The 22,822-nt window shown below is 63.4% G+C and carries 23 protein-coding genes; 4 read left to right on the top strand and 19 right to left on the bottom strand.

What is annotated here, in order from left to right:
- Positions 1-102: 102 nt before the first annotated feature.
- From BM045_RS04245 to mbhE, 8 genes are all read right to left on the bottom strand, one after another.
- Positions 103-525 carry a Ros/MucR family transcriptional regulator gene (locus BM045_RS04245; RefSeq protein WP_092179935.1) on the bottom strand — a complete coding sequence of 141 codons (423 nt, stop codon included), beginning with the start codon at positions 523-525 and terminating at the stop codon, positions 103-105.
- Positions 526-652: 127 nt separating this feature from the next.
- Positions 653-1,006, bottom strand: coding sequence for a monovalent cation/H(+) antiporter subunit G (gene mnhG / locus BM045_RS04250; RefSeq protein ID WP_092179937.1), 354 nt, complete (start codon positions 1,004-1,006; stop codon positions 653-655).
- On the bottom strand, positions 1,003-1,302 hold the full coding sequence (locus BM045_RS04255) for a cation:proton antiporter (RefSeq protein WP_092179939.1): 300 nt from the start codon (positions 1,300-1,302) through the stop codon (positions 1,003-1,005). Before BM045_RS04255 ends, mnhG begins: the two co-directional genes overlap by 4 nt.
- Entirely contained in the window at positions 1,299-1,778 is a 480-nt protein-coding gene (locus BM045_RS04260; RefSeq protein ID WP_092179941.1) for a Na+/H+ antiporter subunit E, read from the bottom strand. The genes BM045_RS04255 and BM045_RS04260 overlap by 4 nt, the downstream gene beginning before the upstream one ends.
- Positions 1,775-3,331: a proton-conducting transporter transmembrane domain-containing protein gene (locus tag BM045_RS04265; RefSeq protein ID WP_092179943.1), complete on the bottom strand. Its 1,557-nt coding sequence runs from the start codon at positions 3,329-3,331 to the stop codon at positions 1,775-1,777. The genes BM045_RS04260 and BM045_RS04265 overlap by 4 nt, the downstream gene beginning before the upstream one ends.
- Before the next feature lies 1 nt (position 3,332).
- Positions 3,333-3,710 carry a Na+/H+ antiporter subunit C gene (locus BM045_RS04270; protein WP_092179945.1) on the bottom strand — a complete coding sequence of 126 codons (378 nt, stop codon included), beginning with the start codon at positions 3,708-3,710 and terminating at the stop codon, positions 3,333-3,335.
- Positions 3,710-4,129, bottom strand: coding sequence for an MnhB domain-containing protein (locus BM045_RS04275; RefSeq protein WP_092179947.1), 420 nt, complete (start codon positions 4,127-4,129; stop codon positions 3,710-3,712). The genes BM045_RS04270 and BM045_RS04275 overlap by 1 nt, the downstream gene beginning before the upstream one ends.
- Positions 4,126-6,477: a hydrogen gas-evolving membrane-bound hydrogenase subunit E gene (gene mbhE, locus BM045_RS04280; RefSeq protein ID WP_244522871.1), complete on the bottom strand. Its 2,352-nt coding sequence runs from the start codon at positions 6,475-6,477 to the stop codon at positions 4,126-4,128. Before mbhE ends, BM045_RS04275 begins: the two co-directional genes overlap by 4 nt.
- 177 nt (positions 6,478-6,654) lie before the next feature.
- On the opposite strand from mbhE, the gene BM045_RS04285 reads away from it, so the two are divergent.
- The 3 genes from BM045_RS04285 (at position 6,655) to BM045_RS04295 (ending at position 10,132) form a co-directional block, all read left to right on the top strand.
- On the top strand, positions 6,655-8,751 hold the full coding sequence (locus BM045_RS04285) for a S9 family peptidase (RefSeq protein WP_092179950.1): 2,097 nt from the start codon (positions 6,655-6,657) through the stop codon (positions 8,749-8,751).
- A gap of 73 nt (positions 8,752-8,824) precedes the next feature.
- The gene (locus tag BM045_RS04290; RefSeq protein ID WP_092180938.1) at positions 8,825-9,433 is read left to right on the top strand and encodes a superoxide dismutase; all 609 of its coding nucleotides are present in this window, start codon (positions 8,825-8,827) and stop codon (positions 9,431-9,433) included.
- A gap of 153 nt (positions 9,434-9,586) precedes the next feature.
- Positions 9,587-10,132 (top strand): response regulator, encoded by a 546-nt coding sequence (locus tag BM045_RS04295; protein ID WP_092179951.1) that lies wholly within the window; start codon positions 9,587-9,589, stop codon positions 10,130-10,132.
- A gap of 6 nt (positions 10,133-10,138) precedes the next feature.
- Here BM045_RS04295 and BM045_RS04300 read toward each other — a convergent pair whose 3' ends face one another.
- From BM045_RS04300 to BM045_RS18840, 4 genes are all read right to left on the bottom strand, one after another.
- Positions 10,139-10,696, bottom strand: coding sequence for an LOG family protein (locus tag BM045_RS04300; RefSeq protein ID WP_170848365.1), 558 nt, complete (start codon positions 10,694-10,696; stop codon positions 10,139-10,141).
- Positions 10,697-10,698: 2 nt separating this feature from the next.
- The gene (locus BM045_RS04305; protein ID WP_092179954.1) at positions 10,699-12,186 is read right to left on the bottom strand and encodes a helicase HerA-like domain-containing protein; all 1,488 of its coding nucleotides are present in this window, start codon (positions 12,184-12,186) and stop codon (positions 10,699-10,701) included.
- A 90-nt stretch (positions 12,187-12,276) separates the two neighbouring features.
- Entirely contained in the window at positions 12,277-13,275 is a 999-nt protein-coding gene (locus BM045_RS04310; RefSeq protein ID WP_092179956.1) for an asparaginase, read from the bottom strand.
- 89 nt (positions 13,276-13,364) lie between these two features.
- Positions 13,365-13,514, bottom strand: coding sequence for a hypothetical protein (locus BM045_RS18840; RefSeq protein ID WP_170848366.1), 150 nt, complete (start codon positions 13,512-13,514; stop codon positions 13,365-13,367).
- 135 nt (positions 13,515-13,649) lie between these two features.
- On the opposite strand from BM045_RS18840, the gene BM045_RS04315 reads away from it, so the two are divergent.
- Entirely contained in the window at positions 13,650-14,519 is an 870-nt protein-coding gene (locus tag BM045_RS04315; RefSeq protein WP_092179958.1) for an NAD-dependent epimerase/dehydratase family protein, read from the top strand.
- A 15-nt stretch (positions 14,520-14,534) separates the two neighbouring features.
- Here the strand turns inward: BM045_RS04315 and BM045_RS04320 are convergent, their stop codons facing one another.
- The 7 genes from BM045_RS04320 to BM045_RS04350 all read right to left on the bottom strand — a co-directional run bounded on the left by BM045_RS04320 (position 14,535) and on the right by BM045_RS04350 (position 22,804).
- Positions 14,535-15,746, bottom strand: coding sequence for a PQQ-dependent sugar dehydrogenase (locus tag BM045_RS04320; RefSeq protein ID WP_092179960.1), 1,212 nt, complete (start codon positions 15,744-15,746; stop codon positions 14,535-14,537).
- 132 nt (positions 15,747-15,878) lie between these two features.
- Entirely contained in the window at positions 15,879-17,540 is a 1,662-nt protein-coding gene (locus tag BM045_RS04325; RefSeq protein ID WP_092179962.1) for a urocanate hydratase, read from the bottom strand.
- 3 nt (positions 17,541-17,543) lie between these two features.
- Positions 17,544-18,659, bottom strand: a complete 1,116-nt coding sequence (locus BM045_RS04330) for a DUF917 domain-containing protein (protein WP_092179964.1) — start codon at positions 18,657-18,659, stop codon at positions 17,544-17,546.
- Positions 18,660-19,913: a Zn-dependent hydrolase gene (locus BM045_RS04335; protein WP_092179966.1), complete on the bottom strand. Its 1,254-nt coding sequence runs from the start codon at positions 19,911-19,913 to the stop codon at positions 18,660-18,662. It abuts the gene before it with no gap.
- Positions 19,914-19,929: 16 nt separating this feature from the next.
- The gene (locus BM045_RS04340) at positions 19,930-20,682 is read right to left on the bottom strand and encodes an ABC transporter permease (RefSeq protein ID WP_092179968.1); all 753 of its coding nucleotides are present in this window, start codon (positions 20,680-20,682) and stop codon (positions 19,930-19,932) included.
- Positions 20,679-21,614, bottom strand: a complete 936-nt coding sequence (locus BM045_RS04345) for an ABC transporter ATP-binding protein (RefSeq protein ID WP_092179970.1) — start codon at positions 21,612-21,614, stop codon at positions 20,679-20,681. Before BM045_RS04345 ends, BM045_RS04340 begins: the two co-directional genes overlap by 4 nt.
- The gene (locus BM045_RS04350) at positions 21,611-22,804 is read right to left on the bottom strand and encodes an ABC transporter permease (RefSeq protein ID WP_092179972.1); all 1,194 of its coding nucleotides are present in this window, start codon (positions 22,802-22,804) and stop codon (positions 21,611-21,613) included. The genes BM045_RS04345 and BM045_RS04350 overlap by 4 nt, the downstream gene beginning before the upstream one ends.
- Positions 22,805-22,822 lie beyond the last annotated feature (18 nt).

Here is a 22,822-nt window from a genome sequence, read left to right on the forward strand (position 1 = left end):
GGGTAAAAAGGCAAACGGCCGCCTTGCGGGCGGCCGTCTGAACTCTTTATCGCCGGGGTCCGGAATGGACGCGACGTCTCGTAGCGGAGGGTCGGTGACGGATCAGGCAGCCTTGCGGCCGAGACCATTGTCCTTGGCAAGCTTGGAACGCGTTGCCGAATAGTTGGGAGCGACCATCGGGTAGTCAGCCGGCAGGCCCCACTTCTCGCGGTATTCTTCCGGCGAGAGATTGTAGTGGGTGCGCAGGTGGCGCTTCAGCGACTTGAACTTCTTGCCGTCTTCGAGGCAGATGATGTAGTCGGCGGCAACAGACTTGCGAACCGGAACAGCAGGCTTCAGCTCTTCGACTGGCACCACAACTTCGTTGGTCTGTAGAGCACGCAAAGCGCCATGGACTTCGGCGATCAGCTTGGGCAGATCGGTGACGCTCACCGAATTGTGGCTCACATAGGCGGAGACGATATCGGTGCTGAGCTCGATCAGATCGTGTTCATAACCCGTCGTCGATACGGCGGTGTCATTCATATTTCAACCTTCCATTATTTTTATTGGGTCATGACGGGGGGCAATCATGGCCATGATTCATTCCTAAGACTGTTCATTGTGCTTCGCAACCCAATATGCCGCGATTAACATGTAACTCTGCGACAATTCATCTCTGTGGATTTCGTCTATTTCTAGACTTTAGTTGCGTAATCGACCCGTCATTGAGTTTTTGATCAGTGATGTGATGATTGGCCCTTGCTAGCAGATGCGCCCCAACCGGGGTGGTCAGCAGCAGGAATACAATGCCCACTACTGCCCGCAGCGCCACACCTGCATCAAAGCAAGTCAAGGCTACTGCCAGCAGCACTAATCCACCCCCAACTGCCCCTGCTTTGGAGGCAGCGTGCATGCGGGTGTAAAGGTCGGGCAATCGCACCACGCCGATACTGGCAATCAGGGTGAAAGCGGCCCCCAGCACCAGCACGACGCACCCAGTATAGACGAGTAAATCGGTGATCATTGTGGCGCGCCTCCTGACTTGAGGCGGCGCGACATTATGTACCGCGCTAGGGCAATGGTGGCGAGAAAACCGAGCAGCGCCAGCGCGATGGCAATATCGAGATAGAGCGTCAGTCCCGTGCGGATGGCGATTGCCGCGACAAATCCCATGGCTACTACGGTCAGCAGGTCGAGCGCCAGCACCCGGTCGGCCAACGTCGGGCCGATGATGATGCGGACGGTCGAAATCAGCAGCGCCAGGCCCAGCATCAGCAGGGCGACAAAGCTGGCAAGCGACAGGGCAGCGGCCGGGCTCATGCAAACAGCTCCCGCACTCTGGCTTCAAAGCCATTGGCAATTTCGACAATAACATTTTGCGATGTACTTGCCGTCAGCACATGCACGTAAAGCACCGAGCGATCCGCACTGACGTCAATGCTCAGCGTGCCCGGCGTCAGGGTGATCAGATTGGCGAGCAGCGTGATCTCGGCATCGGAACGGACGCTCAGCGGGAAGGCAACTATTTCTGGGTGCAAGGCGGATTTGAGATTGGGCGTCAGCACCACGATCGCCACCCGGACCGCACTCAGCGCCAGTTCCCGCAGAAACAGCCCGGCCAGCGAGACAGCCATTCGCAGCTTGTGAACAGCGCGGGGCTGCGCCAGGCTCTTGCGCAATAGCAGTACGGCCAGCGTGCCGATCGCCGCGCCGAGCAGCAGGTTGAGCCCGGAGAAACTGCCGGTCATCGCGGCCCACAGCAACGCCAGGCCCAGCACGATCACCGCCACGCTCATGGCACTCCTCCCGCCAGACCAACTGCCGTCACGTAGCGCGAGGGATCCAAAAGGTCCGGCGCACCCTTGGCCAGGATTTCAAACAGAGCATTGGGCCACAGACCGGCCGCGACGATCAGCAAGACCAGCAAGGCCGTCGCGCCGTATCCGGTCCACACCGCTACCGATCCTACAACGGCTGGCGCCGCCCCATCAGGCGCTGCCCGCCAGAAAATATGCGCCCAGAGCCGCGACCCGGCAATCAACGTCAGCACGGCATTGACCACCAGCGCCCCCGCCAGCAGCCCGCCGCTCCAACCGCCCTGCCCCAGGCTCGCCTGCAGCAGCAGCAGTTTTGGCCAGAAGCCGAGCAGCGGCGGCACACCGGCTACGGCAAGGATCAGCACGAAGAACAAAATCGACAGTGGCGCACTGGCAGCATAAAGCCCGCCCATGGCCCGCGTATCCGTCGCACCGGTAGCCCGCTCGATCAATCCGGCCACCAGATACAGCGCCGTCATGCTCAGCATGGCGTGAAAGATATAGAGCCCCGCTCCGCTCACCCCATCGAGCGACGGCAGTGCAATCCCGACCAGCACCGCCCCGACGCCACCGATCAGCAGGAACCCGATCGCCCGCCGCAGATTGGTTTCGGCAATCGCCCCGAGTGGCGCGATCAGCAGCGTCGCCATGGCCAGTGCCACCAGCACCGGCTCCAGCAGATCGCGGCTCGCGGGCAGCAGCACGACCATGCTCTTCAGCAGTGCAAAGACGCCGACCTTGGTCAGCAATCCGGCAAACAGCGCGGAAATTGCCGGTGGTGGCGCATGGTAGGACGCCGGCAGCCAGCCATTGAGCGGAAAGACGGCAGCTTTCATGCCGAAAGCCAGCAGCAAGATGGCTGCAATCCCCCCCATTGCAGCCATGTTTGCTTGCGGTGCCACCCGCATAATGTCGGCCATGTTGAGCGTGCCCAAACTGCCATAGAGCAGGCCCAGCGCCAGAAGGAAAAAGCTCGTCGCGAGGAAATTGAGAAAGCCATATTTCACAGCCGCATCAAGCTGTAACGGCCGTCCGCCCAGCACCAGCAGCCCGAAGGACGCGATCAACATCACCTCGAACCAAACATAGAGATTGAACAGATCGCCGGTCAAAAACGACCCCGTCACCCCCGCCAGCAGCAACAGCACCATGGCGTGGAAATTAACATCCAAACCGGAGCCTCTATCCCCCTCGTAATAGACCAGCACCAGCAGCGTAACCACCGCAGCCGTCAGGGAAAAACCCGCGCCGAACAGGTCAGCGGTAAAACTTATCCCAAACGGCGGCAGCCACTTGCCCATGGTCATGCTGAGCGGCCCAGCCTCATAGACCCGCAGCAAAAGCACCACCTCGCAGGCGATCACCGCAGCAATCACCAGCAGCGACATTACTAGGACTAAAGCCCTATCGCGCCGCAATATTAGCGCCAGAGCCGCGCCCAACAGGCACAGCGCCAAAGGCAGCACCAGCACCCAGTCACCGGCCGCCGTCACGCTCTCGATCATTGCCGGAGGAAGCAGAATTTCCTCCATCTCAATAACTTAGCGGCGGGTTGGGCGCATCGACCGGCTCGGCAACGCGCATCGTATCGGTGTCGTCCGCATCCAGGCTCTGATAGGCCCGATAAGCCAGCACCAGCAGGAAGCTGAACATGGCAAAGCCAATGACGATAGCCGTGAGGATCAGCGCCTGCGGCAGCGGATTGGCCATCGGCCCCTCGGCTTGCGCCAGCCCCGCCGGAATGATCGGCGCCGCCGCCCGGGTCAGCCGACCGGCGGTAAAGATCAACAAATTCACGCCATTACCGAACACCACCAGCCCCAGGAGCATGCGGATCACCGAGCGCGACAGCAGCAGGTAAATGCCCACGGCCATGAAGCAACCGACGAGGACGGCCAGCACCTGATCCATCAGCCCGCCTCCCCCTCTTCCAGCCCCAGCGCGATCGCCGAGATGGTGCCGAACACCACGAGGAACACGCCGATATCAAAGGCCATCGGCGTCGACAGCGGTACGATGGTCTCACCCAGCTCCAGATAGAGCCAGATGCTGGTCATGAAGGGCGAGCCGGTAAACAGCGAGGCCAGCCCCGACAATGCAGCGATCTGCACACCAATGCCGGCAATCGACAGCGGATCAACCCGCAGCGCACGTCGCGTCGCCTCGGCGCCATTGGCCATGCCGAGGATAGCAATAGACGAAGCGGCAATGAGCCCGCCGATGAAGCCGCCACCCGGCTCATTATGCCCGCGCAGGCAGATATAAACGGCGTACACCAGCATGATGCAGACGATGATCGGCGCCATGGTGCGGAAGATAATGGTGTTCACGACGCCACCTTGCGGCGGCGCAGCAGCGCCATCACTGCCATGCCCGCGCCCATCACCACGGCAATTTCGCCCAAGGTATCAAAGCCGCGATAGTCGACCAGGATGACATTGACCACATTGGCGCCATGGGCGATCGGGACGCTGGTGGCGGCAAAAAAGTCCGACAGCCGCGTATCGAGATCGCCGGCCAGCACTACCATCAGCAGCAGGCTGATGCCCGCGCCGCAAACCAAAGCCAATGTCCCGTCGCGTGCCAGATCTTCCCATTCGCGCGGATCGCGCTCGTCGAGACGCAAACGGGTCATCACCAGCGCCAGGATCACCACCGACAGCACTTCCACCGTGAATTGCGTGAAGGCCAGGTCCGGCGCGCCGAACAGCAGGAAGATCAGCGCCACCGCCGCGCCCTGAATGCCCAGCGCGATGATGGCCACCAGGCGGTTCGGCGCTGCCAGCACGGCCAGAAGTCCGACGAGCGCCAGCAGCACTACGCCCCATTCATAAAGCGCCAGCTCCGGCCATGTGAGCCACGCCGACCAATTGCCCAGCTCGGCATTGGGCAGCAGCAACTGATAGCCACCGAGCACGCCCACCGGCACGATCAACGCCACGGCCAGCACGGCGAACACCGTGACCAGATAGAGCTCCAGCCGCCCATGATGCAGCAGCCGCGTCACCGCGCCGGCAAAGCGGATCAGCCCGAACATCAGCGCATCGAACATTTTGTCCGCCGTCCAGCCCAGCCTGGCCTCGAGGCGTCGGAGCACGGTTCGTAGCGTCGCCGCCTGCTGGTAGACCAAAAAGCCCAATGCCCAGGTAGCAAGCGACAGCCAGAGCACTGGATTGGCCGGATGGATCGCCAGCGACAGATGACTCTCCACCGGCTGCCCCAGAATAGCCGAGGCGCCCGGTTGCAGCAGTGTCTGGCCCAGCCAGTCCGGCATCACCGCCGCCACCATGCCCGCGGCGCCAAGCAGGATCGGCCCGACCAGCATGGTGACCGGCGCTTCATGGCCAGCCTTGGGCGTCGGCAGTTCCGGCCCGAGGAAGGGCTTCACCACCACCAGCATGGCAATCCCAGCCAGCAGAGCATTGCCCGCCACCAGCACCACGAGCGTCGCAATATCGCTCCACTGCCAGTGCAGCAGCCCGAGATACATTTCCTCCTTGGCAAAAAAGCCCAGCGTCAGCGGCAGGCCCACCATCGCCAACCCGGCCAGCGCCGCACCGATAAACGTCACCGGCATGCGATCCGCCAGCCCGCCGAGCAGCGTGATGTCGCGCGTGCCAGCCTCGTGGTCCACCGCCCCCACCACCATGAACAGCCCGGCCTTGTAGAGCGCATGCGCCACGAAATAGAGCACCACGGCCGAAATGGCATAGCTCGAACCCAGCCCGAGCAGCAGCACCGAGAGGCCGAGCGAGGCAATGGTCGTCTGCGCCAGCATCTGTTTCAGATCGGTCTGCCGCAGCGCGCCCAGCGCGCCCCAAAGCAGGGTTGCGCCACCTATAGAGACCAAAATCCCCGTCCATACCGGAGTGCCACCCAGCCAGGGCGTCACCCGCGCCAGCAGGTACACGCCTGCCTGCACCATGGTCGCCGAATGGAGAAATGCCGAAACCGGCGTCGGTGCCTCCATGGCATTGGGCAACCAGAAGTGGAACGGCAGCTGCGCCGATTTGGTGAAAGCAGCCAGCAGGAAACAGGCCAGCACCGGCCCATAGAATGCCGAGCCGCGGATCTCGTCGCCAAAAGCGCTGAGCTCCCAGACGCCGGTCGCCTGATGCACCAGCAACAGCCCAACCAGCAGTGCCATGCCGCCGATATTGGTAATCGCCAGCGCCTGGATCGCCCCGCGCCGCGCTGCCATGCGGCTGTTGTCGAAGCCGATCAGCAGGAAGGAGGTGACCGAGGTCGCCTCCCAAAACAGGAACAGCGCCAGCATGTTATCGGCCAAAACCAATCCCAGCATGGCGCCCATGAATGCCATCAGGAAGGCAAAAAACCGCCCGAGATGCGCATGCCCCTTGAGATAGGCCCCGGCATAGAGCGTCACCAGCGTGCCCACGCCGGCAATGGTCAGCGCAAAGATCAGGCTGAGGCCATCGACATAAAAGGACAGGTCGAGCCCATAGGCCGGCACCCATCCGATGCGAGCGGAGATCGCGCCGGTTGCCAGTACAGGATCGACCATTGTCAGCAGGAACCAGACTATCCCCGCCGGTACCAGCGCCAGCACCCAGCCAGCAAAGGGCCTGCTGAAATGATGCACCAGCGGCGCCAGCACAGCGGCAGCAAATGGCGCGATCGCCACCAGCGCTATGCTTGCGTCTGTCCCCAGCTCCAAATCAGATACTCCTGCCGCTCCGACTCTTTTGGCCGGGTTGGCAAGACCTTAGTCAATGAAAGCCGCGCCACAAGTCAAAACGGTCGCCTATTGGGATTTCTCCCATGGCTTCGACGGGCCCTTCCTTTGGGCGAGGCGCGGGCCTATGTGAGGGGACCAGATTGCTCCGGATGTTCCATGACCAAGACCTCTGCTCCCGTCGCCGCCCGCAAGCCGCATGTCGTCACGTTCCACGCGATCGAGCGCGACGATCCCTACCACTGGCTGCGGGCGGACAATTGGCAGGAGGTGATGCAGAAGCCCGAGACGCTGAACCCGGAAATCCGCGCCTATCTCGATGCCGAGAACAACTATTTCGAGGCTGAATTCGGCAAGCCGACCGAGGCGCTGCAGGAGGTCATCTACAAGGAAATCCGCGGTCGCATCAAAGAAGACGACAGCGGCATCGCCTCGCCCGACGGCCCCTACGCCTATAATTCGCGCATGCTGGAGGGCAAGCAATACCCGCTGATAGTCCGCACCCCGCGCGACGGCGGCGACGAGACCATTCTGCTCGACTGCAATGTCGAGGCCGGCGACGAGTATTTCGGCTTTGCCGGCGCCGAGCATGATCGCAGCCACCGCTATCTCGCCTGGGCCGCCGACCGCGCCGGCTCCGAATATTATGACATCGTCATCCGCGATCTCGAGACCGGCGAAGACAGTGCCGAAGTCATCACTGAGACCGCCGGCTCCTATGTCTGGACCAATGATTCCAAGGCGATCTACTACACTGAATATGACGACAACCACCGCCCCTACCGGGTGAAGCTCCACACCATCGGCACCGACCAGGCCAATGACCCGGTGGTCTTCGAGGAAAAGGACCCCGGCTTCTTCGTCGGCGTCGGCCGCACCCTGAGCGACAAATACATCGTCATCGACGCCCATGATCACCAGACCAGCGAATGCTGGCTGATCGATGCCGAGACCGGCGGCGCACCGCGCCTCGTCGCCCCCCGCGTCACCGACCTCGAATACGACGTGGACGAGCGCGATGGCCTGCTCTACATCCGCACCAATGCCAACGGCGCCGAAGACTTCAAGATCGCCGTCGCCCCCGTGGCCAACCCCGGCCTCGACAATTGGACCGACCTCGTCCCGCACCAGCAGGGCGTTCTGATCCTCGACACCATTGTCATCAAGAACCACCTGCTGCGCCTCGAACGCTTCGAGGGCCTGCCGCGCATCGTGGTGCGCGACCTGCGCACCGACAAGGAAGAGACCGTCAAGTTCGACGAGGAGGCCTATTCGCTCGGCATGTCGGTCGGCTACGAGTTCGACACTTCGGTGTTCCGCCTGACCTATTCCTCGCCGACCACGCCGTCACGCACCTATGACATGGATCTCGAAACCGGCAGCCGCACCCTGCTCAAGGAGCAGGAAGTGCCCTCCGGCCATGATCCAGACGACTACGAAACCCGTCGCCTCTTCGCCACCGCCCCCGACGGCGCCGAGGTCCCGGTCACCGTGCTCTATCGCAAGGGCACCAAGCTCGACGGTTCGGCCCCGGCCCTGCTCTACGGCTATGGCGCCTATGGTATGTCCATGCCGTCCACATTCTCGATCTCGGCCCTGTCACTGGTCGATCGCGGCTTCATCCATGCCACGGCCCATATCCGCGGCGGCATGGAAAAGGGCTATCGCTGGTACGTCGAGGGTCGGCGCGAGCACAAGACCAACACGTTCACCGACTTCATCGCCTCGGCCGAAATGCTGATCGACAAGGGCTATACCGCCAAGGGCAAGATCGTCGCCCAAGGCGGCTCGGCCGGCGGCATGCTGATGGGCGCCATTGCCAATCTGCGCACCGATCTCTGGGGCGGCATTCTGGCCCAGGTGCCTTTTGTCGACGTGCTCAATACCATGCTCGACGAGACCCTGCCGTTGACCCCGCCGGAATGGCCCGAATGGGGCAATCCGCTGGCTTCGGCCGAGGACTATGCCCGCATCGCCGCCTATGCCCCCTATGAGCAGGTGGCGGCGAAAGACTATCCGCCGATCTTTGCCCTGGGCGGCCTCACCGATCCGCGCGTCACCTATTGGGAGCCGGCCAAGTGGGTCGCCCGCTTGCGCGCAACCAAGACCGGCACTTCGCCCTTATATCTCAAGACCAACATGGGCGCCGGGCACGGCGGCGCCTCGGGGCGCTTCGATCGCCTCAAGGAGACCGCCATGTGCTACGCCTTTGCGCTCAATGCGGTTGGTTTGGAAGGATCATTCCCCTCCAACTGATTGTTGTGTCGTCACATTCGGCCTATACCAAGGGCCGACTTTCCTCAGCGTCTTTCCCTAAATGGAGGCCCATATGTCCACCAAGTTCACTCTGCCGCCCCTGCCCTATGCCTATGATGCGCTCGGCCCCTATATGTCGGCGGAAACGCTCGAGTTCCACCACGACAAGCATCATCAGGCCTACGTGACCAATGGCGAAAAGCTGCTGGAAGGTTCGGGCCTCGAAATCCTGCCTCTCGAAGACATCGTCAAGGAAAGCTTCGGCAAGAATGCCGGCCTCTTCAACAATGCCGGCCAGCATTACAATCACGTCCACTTCTGGAACTGGATGAAGCCAAACGGCGGCGGCAACAAGCTGCCTGCCAAGCTGCAGGCAGCCGTTGATTCCGATCTCGGTGGCTTCGACAAGCTGCGCGCCGATTTCATCGCCGCCGGCACCACCCAGTTCGGTTCGGGCTGGGCCTGGATCTCGCTCAAGAACGGCAAGCTGGAAATCTCCAAGACTGCCAACGGCGAGTCGCCGCTGGTGCACGGCGGCAAGCCGATCCTTGGCGTCGACGTCTGGGAACACTCCTATTACATCGACTACCGCAACGCGCGTCCCAAGTACCTCGAAGCCTGGTTCGACAACCTGGTGAACTGGGAACATGTCGAACTGCTGTTCGAAGAAGCCAAGGCTTAAGCGCCTTTCAGGCTCTTAGGGACGAAGCCCGCCGCGCCCTGCGCTGGCGGGCTTTTTCATGTTTTTTCCCCGGCAATTAGCTATCTCCGGAGCCGAGCCCTTCACCCCTTCCCCGACACATGGTAACGTTTCGTTTACTATCCGGGGGTCCCATTGTCAGTTTCCACCAAGGTCGTTGCCATTATTGCGGCAAATCCTGCGCTTTCGTCCCTGCTGGCGATGGTGGTGGCTGGCGACTCGCATCTCAAGGTGCGCCAGTTCGAGAGCGACATCGACCTGATCGCCTATATGCGCATTGCCCCCGTCGACATGCTGGTCTGCGACTTCGACCGCGAGGGCCGTCCGGCCTATGAAATGGTCGAAAGCATCCGCCTCAATGGCGACCTGATCAGCCAAGATGTGCCGGTCATAGCCTTGACCCGCACAATCACCCCGCCGATGCGCCATCAGGCGATCAGCGCCGGGATCGACGAAGTCATCATCAAACCGATGTCGCCGCGTCATCTGCTGCAGCGTATCCAAGCACGCCTGCGCGGTCGCAGCGTCGTTGGCACCTTCGGCGGCTATCGCGGCCCCGAGCGCCGCAACCGCCTCGCCATGCCGGTGCCGCAGCCCACACCGACGCGCCGCATCTCCGACAATGTCGTGCAATTGTTCCCAGACCGCCGCAAGCCACGGCATCCGGGGTTGGAGGGGTAGCGAACGCTACCGCCCCTCGCTCACCAGCCGCGACAGCCGCGCCCACAGATCCTCGATCGAATCCGCAAACTGCACCGCGCGCTCGTAACCGGCGAGCCCCGGCGACAGCACGTCCGCCGCATAGCCGCGAATGACCTCGTAGGCCTTGTGCCGGTTGAGCATCACCACCGGCGGCGTGCGCCCCTGCAGCTTGGCCGCTGCCCAGGTGCCGAACAGCGCCGAGGCCGAGGCCAGCGAGCCGGGCAGTGCCACATAGGCATGTGCCAATTGTGCCAACCGCTCCAGCCGCTCGTCGCGTCCGGCAAGCACTTCCATGGTGACGCCCGACAAAGCTGGCGGCAGCACTACGGTGCTGTCGGCAATGATCTGCACCTGGCCACCGGCCGCCCGCGCAGCGGTGATCAGCGGCACGGGAATGACGCCATTTTCGGCGAGGCAGATGATCCGCGCACCGCGCTTGGCAAAATAGGTGCCGGTCTGGCTCATGATCGAAGCGCGTTCGGGATCGCCCGGGCCCTTGTCCGAGGCAAAGATCGCAATCATCGGGGCCATGCTGGTGTCCATGCTCATCGTCCGCGCTTCAGGCTGCCGAGAATGCCGCGCACGAGGGCCGACCCCAGCCGATTGGCCACGGTCCGCGCCAGCGAGTTCATCGCCGCCTCGGCCGGGGTTTGCCGGGTCGAACGACGTGGGGCCGGTGCTTCCTGATAGGTCCGCTCGGTCTTCTTGATCTCGTCGTCCTGGCGCTGTCGTTCTTCGGCAAGCTGCTTGTCGCGCGCCTTTTTGGCCAGCACTTCAAAGGCCGACTCGCGATCGACCGTGGTGTCATAGAGGCCGGCCACCGGCGAATTGGCGATGATTGCCCGGCGCTCTTCGGCCAGCAGCGGCCCAACCTGCGCCGAGGGCGGACGAATCAGCGTGCGCCCAACCATCGACGGAATGCCCTTGGCTTCCAGCACTGAGACCAGCGCCTCGCCGATGCCAAGCTGGGTGATGACCTCTTCCGTCGAAAAAGCCGGATTGGGCCGGAAGGTCTCGGCGGCAACGCGCACCGCCTTCTGCTCGCGCGGCGTATAGGCGCGCAAGGCATGCTGCACGCGGTTGGACAGCTGGGCCAGCACGGATTCGGGAATATCGACCGGGTTCTGCGTCACGAAATAAACGCCGACGCCCTTGGAGCGGACGAGGCGGACCACCTGTTCCACCTTGTCGATCAGCACTTTCGGCGCGTCGTCAAACAGCAGATGCGCTTCATCGAAGAAGAACACCAGCTTGGGCTTGTCGACATCGCCGACTTCCGGCAGTTCCTCGAACAGCTCGCTCAGCATCCACAGCAGGAAGGTCGCGTAGAGCCTTGGCGAACGCATCAGCTCGTCCGCCGCAAGGATCGAGATGAAGCCCCTGCCGTCGCGATCGGTGCGCATCAGGTCGGCAATTTCCAGCGCGCGTTCGCCGAAGAAATTTTCGGCGCCTTGCTGTTCCAGCACCAGCAGCGCCCGCTGAATGGCGCCAATCGAGGTCGCCGAAACATTGCCGTAGCGGGTGGAAATTTCTTTGCTGCGCTCCTGGATATCAACCAGCAGCGCGCGCAGATCCTTGAGATCGAGCAGCAGTAAGCCTTCATCATCGGCCAGCTTGAAGGCAATGTTGAGCACGCCTTCCTGGGTATCATTGAGCTGCAGCATGCGGCTGAGCAGCAGCGCGCCCATTTCGGAAATGGTGGCACGGATCGGATGACCTTGGCGGCCGAACAGGTCCCAGAAGATCACCGGGAACACGTCGTCCTTGTAATCGGTAAAGCCGATGTCTGTGGCGCGCTGGGTCTGCCAGCCCTGCGCCGCGCCCATCTTGGCGACGCCCGAGAGGTCGCCCTTGATGTCGGCGGCAAACACCGGCACGCCAGCGGCCGAAAAGCCCTCGGCCATCACCTGCAGCGTCACCGTCTTGCCGGTGCCGGTGGCCCCGGTGACGAGGCCATGGCGATTGCCGTATTTCAAGGCCAGGTATTCGGGCTGCGTGCTGGTGCCGAGAAAGATCTTGTCGTCAACGAGCATGTGCGCCGCCCCTGGTGAATTGCGCACTTATAGCCGTCCCCCTCGCCGGGGGACAACTCGTAACTCGATTTTCCATTGCAGTTCGTGCGTTTAGACCGTGGTGCGCAATTCGCCAACTTCGGCACCGCGCACGCTCTTGATCGTCTGGTGCGCCAGCGTCTCCAGCAGCTTGCGCTGCTCGGTATCGGGATCGGCCAGTTTCAGCAGCAGGCCGGCCAGCATGGCCTGGCTGGCGGCAATATTGCCGTCGTCGCATTTGAGCGCATAGCCCCAGCCCTTGTCGCGGATGGCGCCGCATTGCACCCCCTCGGCGCCCACCTTCTGCATCAGCCGCCCCTTGAACGCTGTCATCAGCAGCGTATCGGCATGGCCGGTACCGGCCACGAGATGGGGATGGCTGATCGCCGCATTGAACAGGCGCTGTGCGGCCTGACCCAGCTCGGGCGTGATGCCCTTGCCCGTCGACATGCGCGCAAAGCCATAGGCAAAAGCGCGTAGCGGGGCGGCATAGGTCGGGATGGAGCAGCCATCGGTGCCGCATTTGTCTTCGGTCAGGCTTTCGCCGATCACGGCTTCCACCGCCGCGCGTACGGCCTTCTGCACCTCATGCTCTCGCCCGACATAGCCAGCAGTCGGCACGCCCATGGCCAGCGCCACGCTCAGCATGCCGGAATGTTTGCCCGAGCAATTGTTGTGTAACGGGCTCGGCTCACCGCCTGCGGCCCGCAGCGCATCGCGGGCCGCTGCATTGGTCGGGGCATGGGCCCCGCATTCAAGATCGGCGGCCGAGAGGCCAATGCGCGTCAGCAGGCCATTGGCGGTCGCGACATGCTCGGTCTCGCCGTGATGGCTGGCGCAGGCCAAAGCCAGTTCTTCAGCGGTATGATGGAATTTTCCCTCAGCCTCCCGCGTAAAGATCGGCAGGGCCTGCATGGACTTGATGGCCGAGCGCGGAAAGATCGGCCGCTCGATGTCGCCAGCCGAGGCGATCACCCTGCCATCGGCATCGACCACCACATAGGCGCCGCGGTGGCGGTTTTCGACCCAGTTGCCGCGAATGGTTTCGGCAAGAATGGGATTGGCATCCATCAGAAAAACTCCGGTCCAGGCTGGTCACGAGGAACAGCGCAGGACCGGAAAAGTCAACACAGCATGGGAAGGAGGCCCGCACGAAATTTTTAGCGGTGCAGGGACACGTGCTGCACCGAACTAGCGAAAACGGGCTGGGCATTTTTGGCCATGGCGGGCTGCACGGCGAAGGCACCGGCCGAGACCATGATCAGGCCACACAGCATGGCGACGAGTAGTTTTTCCTGACGCTTGTTCATTCTGTCCCCCTGGACGTTTCATCTGTTGTCGCCAGATTGCCCGCCCCGGCTTGAACCCATCGTGATGTCGGCGTTCAGAATCCGTTCATCTTGGCCGCCGAGCCGTGCCAGAATGGGGAAAAGAGGAGACCGACGATGAGCAAGATTCTGGTGACCGGCGGCAGCGGCAAGCTTGGACGTGCCGTGCTGAAGGACCTGGTGGCGCACGGCTATGACGTGCTGAACCTCGACCAGCAGGCCCTGCCCGAGGCGATTTGCCCCAGCATTCGCGTCGATCTGACCAATTTCGGCGAAGTGGCTGCCGCCATTCTCGGTGGCGTCGACGAGCGCACTGGCCCCTTCGATGCGGTCGTGCATCTGGCCGCGATTCCGGCGCCGGGCCTCGCTGCCAATGCCAGGACTTTCGCCAACAATGTGCCGACGACCTATAATGTCTTCGAAGCTAGCCGATTGGCAGGCATCAAGAATATCGTGTTTGCTTCGAGCGAGACCGTGCTCGGCCTACCATTCGACACCCCGCCCCCCTACGCACCCGTCGATGAGGAATATTACCCGCGTCCCGAGAGCGCCTATTCGCTCGGCAAGCTGCTCGACGAAACCATGGCCGCCCAATTCTGCCGCTGGGACCCGGAACTGCGCATCGTGGGTCTGCGCTTTTCCAATGTCATGAACCCGGACGACTATACCGCCTTCCCCAAGTTCGACGCCGATCCTCAGGCGCGCAAATGGAACCTGTGGGGCTATATCGACGCCCGCGACGGCGCCCAGGCCGTCCGCCGTTCGATCCAGGCGGACTTCAAGGGTTTCGAAGCGTTCATCATCGCCAATGCCGATACGGTGATGAGCCGCTCCAACATGTCGCTGCTGGCCGAGGTGTTCCCAACGGTCCCGACCAAGGGCAACCTCACGACCAATGGCACGCTGCTGTCGATCGAAAAAGCCAAGCGCATGCTGGGCTTTTCGCCCCAGTTCAGCTGGCGCAACGAGGTGGCCGGCAGGTCGTAACCTGCCGGCGAAAGCCTAGCTGCCGCTCGACACGCGGATGATCTGCGAGCTGCCGGAGTTTTCAGTCACCGCATAGACCGCACCATCGGTGCCGACCTTGACGTCACGGACGCGCGCCTGCAGCGGAATGCGTTCTTCGGAGGTGACTTGGTCGCCGTCGAGATGCACGACGACCAGCCCCTGCGCGACCAGGCCGCCGATGATGAAGCTATTGTCCCAGGCGGGGAATTCCGCGCCCTCGTAATAGGCCATGCCGGACGGGGCGATCACCGGGTCCCAGTAGTAGACCGGCTGTTCGGTCTCAGCCTTTTCGGTGATCCCCTCGCCGATTGGCGCGCCGCTATAGTCGACGCCGTAAGTCACTTCCGGCCAACCATAATTCTTGCCGGCTTCCGGGCGATTGAGTTCGTCACCGCCCTTAGGGCCATGTTCTACCGTCCACAGACGGCCTTCGCCATCGAGCGCTGCCGATTGCATGTTGCGGTGGCCGAGGCTCCAGATTTCCGGCAATGCGCCCTCGGTATCGACGAAGGGATTGTCGGTCAAAGCCGCGCCCGTCACATCGATACGGAAGGTTTTGCCGAGGCCGCTGCCGATATCCTGCGCCTGCACGCGCGGCTCGACATCGGAGCGTTCGCCCACCGTCACATAGAGTTCGCCCTCGGGCCCAAACACCAGCCGCGAGCCGAAATGCTTGTCGCCATTATAGGTTGGCGTCTGCTGGAAAATGACCTTCACGTCTTCCAGCGCGCCGGTGTTGTTGCCGGGGTCCTGCACCAGCTTGGCCGAGGCCACCGAGGTGCCATTGCCACCATCACGCGGCTCGGAGAAGGAGAAATAGATCAGCCCGCTGGTCTCAAAATCGGGCGCCAGTGCCACATCGAGCAAGCCACCCTGCCCGCGACTATCCACCTCTGGTACACCGGTAATTTCCGGTCCGGCATTGCCCGCTTCGCTGACGATATGCATGGCGCCGGCCTTGGCCGTCACCAGCATGCGGCCATCGGGCAGGAATTCCATGGCCCAGAGATGCGGCAGGCCATCGGCCACCACTTCAGTGCTAACTGCCGTGGCCTCGGCAGGCGTCGGCGCGCGGGTCTGCCCCTCAAAAGCCGGGGTCTGGTCCGGCGCATTGGGCGGGGCCGTCTCGACCTGGGCGAATACGGGACCGGCCAGCAGAGCCGAGGACAGCAGCGTGGCCGTCAGGAGGTTGGGAATGTGGATCATTGGAGCACCATGGGTTCGTGGAGCCGGCACAAGGCCGGACAGGAACGTCACGGCGGCGCGATCCGCCACCGGACAGTGCTTGAAGAACCCGCTGATGGCGCAATGCGTTGCGCCGCGGTGTTCACCATCCGGTTATCCAACCGGAATGTAGCCAATGCCCTTCTTTTCGATCTCGTCGAGGCTCTCTTCGTAGCCGGCGTCGGCATAACGCATGACCCCGAGGGCGGTGTCGTTGGTTAGTGCATGGGTTAACCGTTCTGTAGCCAGATGAGTGCCGTCGGCTACTATGGTGACCCCCGCCGAGGTCATGTAGCCGGCATAGCCGCCACCGCCGGAATGGACGACCACCAGATCGGCCATGGACGAGCAGAGCAGCATGGCGTCGAGCAGCGGCCAGTCGGCAATGGCGTCGGACCCGTCCTTCATCCGCTCGGTCATGATATTGGGATGGGCCATGGCCCCGGCATCGAGATGATCGCGGCTGAAGGCAACCGGTCCGGCCAGCTTGCCGTCCGCGACCATCTGATTGACCGCCTCGGCCAGCGCCGTGCGCTCGCCGTGGCCGAGCCAGGCGATGCGGGCCGGCAGGCCTTCGAAGGGCACGTGCTGGCGGGCGAGGGAAATCCAGTTGGTGACGATCTTGTTGTCAGGGAACATCTCGAGCAGCTTGTCGTCGATCTTGGCGATGTCTGCTGGATCACCCGACAGCGCCATCCAGCGGAAGGGGCCGATGGCGCGAGCGAACAGCGGCCGCAGATAGGCTTCGGTGAATATCTTGATGTCGAAAGCGTTCTCGACACCGCCATCGCGGGCGTGGGTGCGGATCAGATTGCCATTGTCGAAGACTTCCGAGCCTGCCGCCTGAAAGGCCAGCATGGCGCGGACATGATCGACGATCGAGGCGCGGCTCGCCGCCATCAACTGGCCGGGGCCTTCGACGCGCAGGCGCTTCACTTCATCGAGACTCATGCCCTTGGGCACATAGCCATAGACCAGGTCATGCGCCGAGGTCTGGTCGGTGACGATATCGGGAACAATGCCGCGGCGGGCGATCTCGGGGTAGATTTCGGCGGCATTGCCGACGAGGCCGATGGAAGTGGCGCGCTTTTCGGCAACGGCCTTGTCCACCATGGCCAGCGCGCTATCGAGATCGGGCGCGATCTCTTCGAGATAGCCGATGGCCTGACGCTTCCTGGCGCGTTCGGCATCGATATCGACGCAGAGGATGGCCGCGCCGGCCATGCGACCGGCCAAAGGCTGCGCGCCGCCCATGCCGCCAAGGCCGGCGGTCAGGATGAAGCGGCCGGCCAGCGAACCGCCAAAGCGGTTCTCGGCGATGCGCATGAAGATTTCATAGGTGCCCTGAATGACGCCCTGCGAACCAATGTATTGCCAGGCGCCGGCGGTCAGCCCGCCCCAGCAGATCAGGCCCTTCTTCTCCAGCTCGTAGAACACCTCGGCCTTGGCCCATTGCCCGACAATGTTGCAATTGGCCATGATGACCAGCGGCGCCTTGGCATGGGTTTTCAAAAGGCCAATCGGCTTGCCCGACTGGATGATCAGCGTCTGATCCTCGTCCATCGTGGTCAGCGCCGCAACGATCGCCTTGTGGCTCGCCCAATTGCGCGCCGCCTTGCCGAGCGCCGCATAGACCACCAGCTCATCGGGGTTCTCGCCGACGGAGAGGACGTTTTCCAGCAGGCGCAGCAAAGCCTCCTGCCGCCAGCCCTTGGCGCGGAGTTCAGGGCCTCCGGGGATGGGGAAGTTCGGGTGGCGTGGATTGGCTGTGGGCATAGTCTATTCCTTGTCCGCGGAACGGCGACCGCGGTTCAGCGCATAGCTCGCCAGATCGATCCCCATCCGCTCTTCCACGAAGGGATAAACCGCCGGGTCGAGCACCGACGAGCTGAGCGGAATGATCGTCTTGGGCACATGCAGCACGAAGATATATTGCCCGCGCCCGAGCTGGCCGACCGACAGCGCCTGCCCGGCCGCATCGAGCGTGGTGATCACATCGGGAAAGGTCGCCAGCCGGGTGCCGCCGGCGTCTTCGACGGCCATGTATTCGTTCATGATGTGCAGCGTCGTGGCCTTGTCGCCGTCGCCGATCCGCACCTTGCCGATGTCGAAGGCTTCCTTGGTGTAGGTCACGTCGATATCAGTAATATAGCCCTTGGTGAGGATGGTGCCGCCGGTGGTCTTGACGATGGCGTCGATCATCGAGCCGGGGCCCTTGCCCTCGGCCGCGATCATCGCCTCGCCCAGTTTCAGCGCCAGCGAAATTCCGCCCAGCGCCGCGTGTTGCTTCACATAGCTGGCGCGCAGCGGATTGCGGCAGGAGGCGATGAAGCCGCCGGACATGTCGGCGGCGGTGCGCAGGATGGGCGAGACCTTCGCCGTGGCGCCGCGCGTTACCAGCTCGATATAGCGGTTCTCGGCGCGATTGCCGCCGACGGCGGTCTGGATCACCTGGTCGGGCGAGCCCGCCATGCCAATGGAACCCATGTCACCGGTCGGATGGGCACGGATGTCGCCCACCGCGTCGACCACCTTGGTGCCGAGAATCGCCGAAGGCAGCCAGCCGTTGAGGGTGGAGGACTTGCCGTTCTGGCCGACCATCAGGCCGGAGATCTTCTCGCCCAGCGCATCCTGCAGCAGTTGCACGGCCTTGATGTAATCGACGCCCTGCATTTCCCACGGCGTGCTCGAGGCCGGCGCGCCAATGGCGGCGGCGGTGGCCACCCAGTCGTTTTCGTCGAGCTCGTCGATGGAGACCAGTTCCGGCTTGCCGGCATTGACTGCGGCCTTGCCGAGCATGCGGCCGTGGTCGGCCCAGCCACCACCACCGGCGGCGTAGATCGAGCCGCCGCGCACGGCGGCTTCGACGTCCTTTTCGGTGAGGATGCGGCCCATTTAGAAGTCCCCTTGTAGCTTGGCGTCGAGTGTCTTGACGGCGTCCAGCAACACCGCGGCGCCGAGCGCGATATCCTCGGTGCTGGCATATTCATCGGCGGAATGGCTGCGGCCGTCGACGCAGGGCACGAAGATCATCGCCGCCCTGGTGATGCGCGCCATCCAGGCGGTGTCGTGGCCGGCACCCGAGGCCATGCGGCGATGGCGGGCGCCTGTGCTTTCGCAGGCGGCGTCGAGCACGTTGAGCAGGCCGGCGTCGCAGGGCGTTGGCGGATTGTCGGAGACGATGCGCGGCACCGAAACGCTGACGCCGGTCTTTTCCGCAATGGCGGCAACGCCATTGGCCAGCTCGTCGACGAAGCGCTCCATGTCGTCGCGCAATTCGGCCCGGGCGTCGATCAGCATGCGGACGCGGGCCGGCACGACATTGGCGGCATTGGGCGTCATTTCGAATTCGCCGACCGTTGCCGCGAAATGCTCCTCGCCGGAGGCCAGGGCCTTGCCCAGTTCTTCGACGCCCAGTGCGATCCACGCAGCCGTGGTGAGCGCATCCTTGCGGGCGCTCATCGGCGTGGTGCCGGCATGATCGGCGCGCCCTTCGACAATGATTTCCACGCGGGTAATGCCGGCAATGGCGGTGACGACGCCGATATCGAGCTGCTCGTTCTGCAGCACGGGACCCTGCTCGATATGCAGTTCAAGGAATGCCTTGATGTCGTCGCGCTGGGCCGACAGATGCGGCCGGCCGCCGACCTGGGCAATGCCCTGCTGCAGCGTCACGCCGTCGCTTTGCCGCGCCAGCCATTCCGCCGGCCTTGTGCCGCTGATGCCACGGCTGCCAATGCAGGAGACGCCAAAGATCGAGACTTCCTCGGCGAGGAAATCGACGATTTCCAGCGTGTGATCGAGCACAATGTTCTGGTCGCGCAGCGCGCGGGCGACTTCGAGCGCCACCACCACGCCGGCGATACCGTCAAAGCGTCCGCCATCGGGCACGGTGTCGGAATGGGATCCCAGCATGATGGTGCCGAGCTCGGGCTTGCGGCCGGGAATGGTGCCGATCAGATTGCCGGCCGCATCGACCTGCGTCACGGCTCCAGCGGCCTGCATGGCATGTTCCAGCCATTTGCGGCCTTCGAGGAACATGGGGGTGAAGGCGCGGCGGGTCCAGGGGCGGCCCGGCTCGGTGATGGCGGCCAGGGCGTCGATATCGCCAGCGATACGCTCGGCGCGAATGGGAGAATTGGGAATCATCGTTAGAGGCCCATGGTCACGCTGCAGCACGGCCCAATTGGCCGGTCCGGGCCATCAGATAACGCTCCAGCGCGGACAATGCATCATAGATCAGCACGGCCAGCACGCCGACGATGAGGCCGCCCTGCAGCACAAAGGCGGTATTGCTGGAGAGCAGGCCGGCGATGATGACTTCGCCGAGCGTGCGGGCGGCAACGGTCGAGCCGATTGTCGCCGTGGCCAGCGAGATGACGGTAGAGAGGCGGATGCCGGCGAGGATCACCGGAAGGGCCAGCGGCAGTTCGACCTTGATAAGCCGTTGCCAGCCGGTCATGCCGACGCCCTTGGCGGCATCGGTCACCGCGGGCGGCAGGTTGGTGAGGCCGGTCAGGGTGTTTTCAAAGATCGGCAGCAGGCCATATAGGAACAGCGCCACCAGCGTCGGCGCGGTGCCGAAACCCAGCATGGGCACGGCCAGCGCCAGCACCGCCACGGGCGGAAAGGTCTGGCCGACATTGGCGAGCGAACGCGACAGCGGCAGGAATTCGGCGCCGAAGGGCCGCGTCACGATGACGGCAAGGCCGACGGCGATGATGGTCGAGGCGACCGTCGCCGCCAGCACGATGGCCAGGTGGTTGAGCGTGATATCGAGCAGGCTGCCCTGATTGTAGATGGCGGGCTGACTGTTCTTGGTGAACAGGCTGAAGAAGCCGGCGAACAGCTCGGGCTTGGCGAGGAACAGGATCAGCAGGGCAAACACCGCCAGCCGGATCAGATTGCCTGGCTTCATTGTGGCCTCGCCGCCAGCCGCGACAGGGCGTTGAGCGTCACCTGGCCGACGATCTGGCCGTCACGGCGCACCGGCAGGGACGGCCGACCGGACCACAGTAGTTCGGCATAGGCATCGCGCAGCGAGGCTGAGGCTTCGATCGGTTCGCCGGTGACTTCGCCGGGCTCGATATGGTCGGAGACTTTGGCCAGCGACAGCAGGCGGAATGGCCGCTCGCTGGTGCCGATGAGTTCGGCAACGAAAGGCGTGGCCGGATTGGCGATGATTTCGGCCGGCTTGGCGCATTGCAGCAGCTTGCCCTTGTCCATCACGGCGATGGTGTCGCCGAGATGGATCGCTTCTTCCATGTCATGGGTCACCAGCACCACGGTGGTGCCGAACTTGCGCTGGATGGCCAGCAGGTCCTCCTGCGCCTTGGCGCGGATCACCGGATCGAGCGCGCCATAGGGCTCGTCCATGAGCAGGATATTGGGCGAGGCGGCCAGCGCGCGGGCCACGCCGACGCGCTGTTGCTGGCCACCAGACAGTTCATGCGGTAGGCGATCGCGGAACTGGGCGGGATCGAGCTGGAACAGGCTAAGCAGTTCATCGACGCGGTCGGCCGTCTTCTTCTTGTCCCAGCCGAGGAGTTTGGGAACCGTGGCGATGTTTTGCCCGACCGTGCGATGCGGGAACAGGCCGTGGCCCTGGATGGCATAGCCGATGCGGCGGCGCAGCTCATAGGCGGGAATGCCGGCGATGTCCTCGCGGTCGATGCGGATATGACCCGAGGTGGGGGTCACCAGCTTGTTGATCATGCGCATCAGCGTGGTCTTGCCGGAGCCCGAAGTGCCGACGATGACGCAGATGCTGCGCGGCTGGATGGCCAGCGTGACCCGATCCACGACGGTGGTGCCGGTATAGGTCTTGGTGATGTCGTCGATCTCGATCATGCGCGGCGGCTCCCACGGGATGTCAGTTCAACCAGGGCGTCGAGCACCACGGCGGCGGCAAAGGCCAGGGCAACGGTCGGCACCGCCCCGAGCAGCACCAGGTCCATGGCCGTCTGACCAATGCCCTGGAAGACGAAGACGCCAAAGCCGCCGCCGCCGATCAGCGCGGCAATGGTGGCAAGGCCGATATTCTGCACCAGCACGATGCGGATGCCGGTGAGGATGACCGGAAAGGCCAGCGGCAGTTCAACCGCCATCAGCCGCTGCCGGCTGGTCATGCCCATGCCCAGCGCCGCATCGACTGCTGCGGGCGAGACCGATTGCAGGCCGACGACGGTGTTGGAGACAATGGGCAGCAGCGAATAGGCGAAAAGGGCAACCAGCGCCGGCGCGGCACCGATGCCGGAAATGCCGATTTCGGAGGCGCCGGGAATATTGGCGGCGACCCAGGCCAGCGGGGCGATCAGCAGGCCGAACAGGGCAATGGAGGGAATGGTCTGGACGATGTTGAGTACGTTGAGCACGCCGGCGCGCAGCGGCTTGACTTTGTAGCAAAGAATACCGAGCGGAATGCCGACCACGGTGGCAATGGCGACAGAGCCAAAGGCCAGCGCCAGATGGGTGCGTCCCTCGGCCCAAAAGGCGGGGGCACGGGTGGCATATTCCTTGAGGATGGAAAGATCGTTCCAGCTGCCGCTCCACAAGAGCAGCGAGACTGCGGCGATGACGGCCACCAGAATGCCGATGCGGATCAGCGGCTTGAAGCGGAGGCGGGTCAGGGCATCGGTGACCAGCAGGGCAAAGGCAAAGACCAGCAGCCAGAACCCGGCGCCGGGCGAGACGCGGGCGAAGGTGTCGCCATCGGGGGTGAGATAGCTGGCGGACAGGCCGATGAAGAAGAACAGCACGGCCAGAAGGAGGAAGCCGGCGATGAGTTTTGCCACGACTGGGAAACGCAGCAGGGCCACGATGATGCCGGCGAGCAGGATGCCGGTAAGAAAGCCGGACGGGAAACTGGGCAGCGCATCGAGCAGCGAGCGTGGTTCGCCGAGGACGATGCGATTGGCGCGGAACAGGGCGAAGGGGAGTACGGCGCCGGCCAAGGCAATCAGGGCGATGAGAACGCCGAGCTTGTCGAGGGCGAGCCAGGTGGGGCGGGTGGAGACGGTCGAAAGTTCTGCTGCGGTCATTGGGCCTCCGATACTAGG

The sequence above is a fragment of the Devosia sp. YR412 genome, from assembly GCF_900110945.1.
GTDB lineage: Bacteria > Pseudomonadota > Alphaproteobacteria > Rhizobiales > Devosiaceae > Devosia.

Coding starts and splice junctions, on each gene's coding strand:
- BM045_RS04245 (WP_092179935.1), bottom strand. CDS start 525: ATGAATGACACCGCCGTATCGACGACGGGTTATGAACACGATCTGATC.
- mnhG (WP_092179937.1), bottom strand. CDS start 1,006: ATGATCACCGATTTACTCGTCTATACTGGGTGCGTCGTGCTGGTGCTG.
- BM045_RS04255 (WP_092179939.1), bottom strand. CDS start 1,302: ATGAGCCCGGCCGCTGCCCTGTCGCTTGCCAGCTTTGTCGCCCTGCTG.
- BM045_RS04260 (WP_092179941.1), bottom strand. CDS start 1,778: ATGAGCGTGGCGGTGATCGTGCTGGGCCTGGCGTTGCTGTGGGCCGCG.
- BM045_RS04265 (WP_092179943.1), bottom strand. CDS start 3,331: ATGGAGGAAATTCTGCTTCCTCCGGCAATGATCGAGAGCGTGACGGCG.
- BM045_RS04270 (WP_092179945.1), bottom strand. CDS start 3,710: ATGGATCAGGTGCTGGCCGTCCTCGTCGGTTGCTTCATGGCCGTGGGC.
- BM045_RS04285 (WP_092179950.1), top strand. CDS start 6,655: ATGACCAAGACCTCTGCTCCCGTCGCCGCCCGCAAGCCGCATGTCGTC.
- BM045_RS04290 (WP_092180938.1), top strand. CDS start 8,825: ATGTCCACCAAGTTCACTCTGCCGCCCCTGCCCTATGCCTATGATGCG.
- BM045_RS04300 (WP_170848365.1), bottom strand. CDS start 10,696: ATGGACACCAGCATGGCCCCGATGATTGCGATCTTTGCCTCGGACAAG.
- BM045_RS04305 (WP_092179954.1), bottom strand. CDS start 12,186: ATGCTCGTTGACGACAAGATCTTTCTCGGCACCAGCACGCAGCCCGAA.
- BM045_RS04310 (WP_092179956.1), bottom strand. CDS start 13,275: ATGGATGCCAATCCCATTCTTGCCGAAACCATTCGCGGCAACTGGGTC.
- BM045_RS18840 (WP_170848366.1), bottom strand. CDS start 13,514: ATGAACAAGCGTCAGGAAAAACTACTCGTCGCCATGCTGTGTGGCCTG.
- BM045_RS04315 (WP_092179958.1), top strand. CDS start 13,650: ATGAGCAAGATTCTGGTGACCGGCGGCAGCGGCAAGCTTGGACGTGCC.
- BM045_RS04320 (WP_092179960.1), bottom strand. CDS start 15,746: ATGATCCACATTCCCAACCTCCTGACGGCCACGCTGCTGTCCTCGGCT.
- BM045_RS04325 (WP_092179962.1), bottom strand. CDS start 17,540: ATGCCCACAGCCAATCCACGCCACCCGAACTTCCCCATCCCCGGAGGC.
- BM045_RS04330 (WP_092179964.1), bottom strand. CDS start 18,659: ATGGGCCGCATCCTCACCGAAAAGGACGTCGAAGCCGCCGTGCGCGGC.
- BM045_RS04335 (WP_092179966.1), bottom strand. CDS start 19,913: ATGATTCCCAATTCTCCCATTCGCGCCGAGCGTATCGCTGGCGATATC.
- BM045_RS04340 (WP_092179968.1), bottom strand. CDS start 20,682: ATGAAGCCAGGCAATCTGATCCGGCTGGCGGTGTTTGCCCTGCTGATC.
- BM045_RS04345 (WP_092179970.1), bottom strand. CDS start 21,614: ATGATCGAGATCGACGACATCACCAAGACCTATACCGGCACCACCGTC.
- BM045_RS04350 (WP_092179972.1), bottom strand. CDS start 22,804: ATGACCGCAGCAGAACTTTCGACCGTCTCCACCCGCCCCACCTGGCTC.